2 protein-coding genes are annotated in these 2994 nt (G+C 66.9%); one reads left to right on the top strand and one right to left on the bottom strand.

The window, feature by feature from the left end; genetic code table 11:
- Positions 1-124: 124 nt before the first annotated feature.
- Positions 125-2248: a DNA gyrase/topoisomerase IV subunit B gene (locus tag GRC12_RS43230; RefSeq protein ID WP_208785914.1), complete on the bottom strand. Its 2124-nt coding sequence runs from the start codon at positions 2246-2248 to the stop codon at positions 125-127.
- 442 nt (positions 2249-2690) lie between these two features.
- Here GRC12_RS43230 and GRC12_RS43225 point away from each other — a divergent pair, with 442 nt between their 5' ends.
- Complete coding sequence (locus tag GRC12_RS43225; RefSeq protein ID WP_030945102.1) at positions 2691-2921, top strand: DUF7455 domain-containing protein; 231 nt, start codon at positions 2691-2693, stop codon at positions 2919-2921.
- Positions 2922-2994 lie beyond the last annotated feature (73 nt).

Genomic DNA, 2994 nt, shown 5'->3' with positions numbered 1-2994 from the left:
ACCCGAAGTGGTGTGAGCCCCTCGTCGCCCGACCCGACCGGCGATCCCCCCTCACCCTCGCCTCACCGGACCCGCCGATGCCCCATCGCCCCTCGCCCAATCCGGCCCAAGCCGAGCGCAGCGGCTACGCGTCGATGCGGGAGCGGTCCAGCGTCGCCGCCGAGCTGGAGATGAACTCCTTGCGCGGTGCCACGTCGTTGCCCATCAGTAGATCGAAGACCTGCTCGGCCGAGTCCAGGTCGGAGAGGTTGATCCGGCGCAGGGTGCGGTGGCGCGGGTCCATGGTCGTCTCGGCCAGCTGGTCGGCGTCCATCTCACCGAGACCCTTGTAGCGCTGGATGGAGTCCTTGTACCGGATGCCCTTGCTCTGGAGCTCGAGGAGCTTGTCGCGCAGCTCACGGTCGGAGTACGTGTAGACGTACTTGTCCTGCCCCTTCTTCGGCTGCACGATCTCGATCCGGTGCAGCGGCGGCACCGCGGCGAAGACCCGCCCCGCCTCGACCATCGGCCGCATGTAGCGGTGGAAGAGGGTCAGCAGCAGGGTCCGGATGTGCGAACCGTCGACGTCGGCGTCGGTCATCATGATGATCTTGCCGTAGCGGGCCGCGTCGATGTCGAAGGTCCGTCCGGAACCCGCTCCTATGACCTGGATGATCGCGCCGCACTCGGCGTTCTTCAGCATGTCCGTCACGGACGACTTCTGGACGTTGAGGATCTTGCCGCGGATCGGCAGCAGCGCCTGGAACTCGGAGTTCCGGGCGAGCTTGGCGGTACCGAGCGCGGAGTCGCCCTCGACGATGAACAGCTCGCTGCGGTCCACGTCGTCGCTGCGGCAGTCCGCGAGCTTCGCGGGCAGCGAGGAGGACTCCAGGGCCGTCTTGCGGCGCTGCGCGTCCTTGTGCTGGCGGGCCGCGATGCGCGTACGAGCGGCGGCGACGACCTTCTCCATCACAACCCGCGCCTGCGCGGCCGCGTCCCGCTTGGTGGAGGTCAGGAAGGCCTTGAGCTCCCTCGTGATCACGGTGTTCACAATGCGGCGGGCCGCCGAGGTGCCGAGGACCTCCTTGGTCTGGCCCTCGAACTGGGGCTCGGCCAGCCGGACGGTGACGACCGCGGTCAGCCCTTCCAGGGCGTCATCCTTGACGATGTCGTCCTCAGCGACACGCAGCAGCTTCTTGGTACGCAGCACCTCGTTGAGCGTGCTGGTGACGGCCGTCTCGAAGCCGGCGACGTGGGTGCCGCCCTTGGGAGTGGCGATGATGTTCACGAACGACTTCAGGGTCGTGTCGTATCCCGTGCCCCACCGCATGGCCACGTCGACGTCGAGTTCACGGGTGACCTGGGTCGGGGTCATCTGACCATGCTCGTCGAGGACCGGCACGGTCTCCTTGAAGGTGCCCTGGCCGGAGAAGCGGAGGACGTCGCAGACCGGCTTGTCGGTGGCCAGGTACTCGCAGAACTCGCTGATGCCGCCGTCGAAGCGGAAGGACTCCTCGCCCTTGCTGCCGCCCTCGCCGAGACCGAACTGGTCCCGGACGACGATGGTCAGGCCGGGCACCAGGAAGGCCGTCTGGCGGGCGCGCTGGTGGAGGTTCTCGAGGGAGAGCTTGGCGTCCTTGAGGAAGATCTGGCGGTCGGCCCAGTAACGCACGCGCGTGCCGCTGCGGGTCTTGGGGATCCGCTTGGCCTTGCGCAGGCCACTGGTGGCCTCGAACTTGGCGTCCGGACCAGCCCCGGCGAAGGCGCCGGGCACACCGCGGCGGAAGCTGATCGCGTGCGTGTGGCCGCCGCGGTCGACCTCGACGTCCAGGCGCGCCGAGAGGGCGTTCACCACGGAGGCGCCGACGCCGTGCAGGCCACCGGACGCCGCGTAGGAGCCGCCGCCGAACTTGCCGCCGGCGTGCAGCTTGGTCATGACGACCTCGACACCGGAGAGGCCGGTCTTGGGCTCGACGTCGACCGGGATGCCCCGGCCGTTGTCCCGGACCTCCACCGAGGCGTCCTCGTGGAGGATCACCTCGATGTGGTCGCAGTAGCCTCCGAGGGCCTCGTCCACGGAGTTGTCGATGATCTCCCACAGACAGTGCATCAAGCCGCGGCTGTCGGTGGACCCGATGTACATGCCCGGGCGCTTGCGTACGGCCTCGAGCCCCTCGAGGACGAGCAGGTGCCGCGCGGTGTAGTTGGAACCGTCCCGCTCTGCTCCTGCCAGCAGAGCTGTGGACGACACGGACGTTTCGGCGGTCACGCGGTTCGCTCCTCGCTGAATTTCAGGTGAGGCCCTTCTGGGTAAGGGCGCGGCCTCTGTTGCCGTGAAGAGGGTACCGAGGCCTGGTAGAGCCGTTGTAGCGCCACCCTTCGTCGGAACACAGGGTAGTCCACAGTCGTATGCGTGTTCGATCCCTCGTTGGAGTGAAGCACATATCACGTTCCCTTCGAGGCATGAACCATTTAGGCTCCGGGCACGTCCTCATGAACAACCGGCAAGCCAGCCGGGAGGACCTGACATCGAACGACAGCGCGAAACCGTACGACACACAGACACGCAATACGGCACATTCGCCGCCAACCGGCAACAGACAGCCGGACTCGAAAGATTTTTTCGAGAAGAAGCCCCGGGCGGGAACGTTTTAGGGCTGGTTGGATGTTGACCCTGGTACGACAGCTCGTCGAGCTAGAGAAGAGGCGACGTGACTACTGTTCTGACCCCCGCGAGCCCGCTGACGGCCGCCGATCGCTGCGACCGCTGCGGTGCGCAGGCATACGTTCGCGTTGTCCTGCTCAGCGGCGGAGAACTGCTCTTCTGTGCCCACCACGGGCGCAAGTTCGAGCCGGAACTCAAGAAGATCGCCGCTGAGATACAGGACGAGACGGAGCGGCTGACCTCCGTTCCCGCGTCCGCGTCCGAAGAAGAGCGCTGACACTTCGCGTCCACGACGAGCCAACTCCGGCACAGGCCGGCACACGGGCGGCGCGGCCCCTGCTTCCAGGGGC

It is taken from the genome of Streptomyces griseorubiginosus (genome assembly GCF_017614965.1).
In the GTDB taxonomy this organism is placed as follows: domain Bacteria; phylum Actinomycetota; class Actinomycetes; order Streptomycetales; family Streptomycetaceae; genus Streptomyces; species Streptomyces griseorubiginosus_B.
This window is presented reverse-complemented; position numbering and strand designations above follow the sequence as displayed.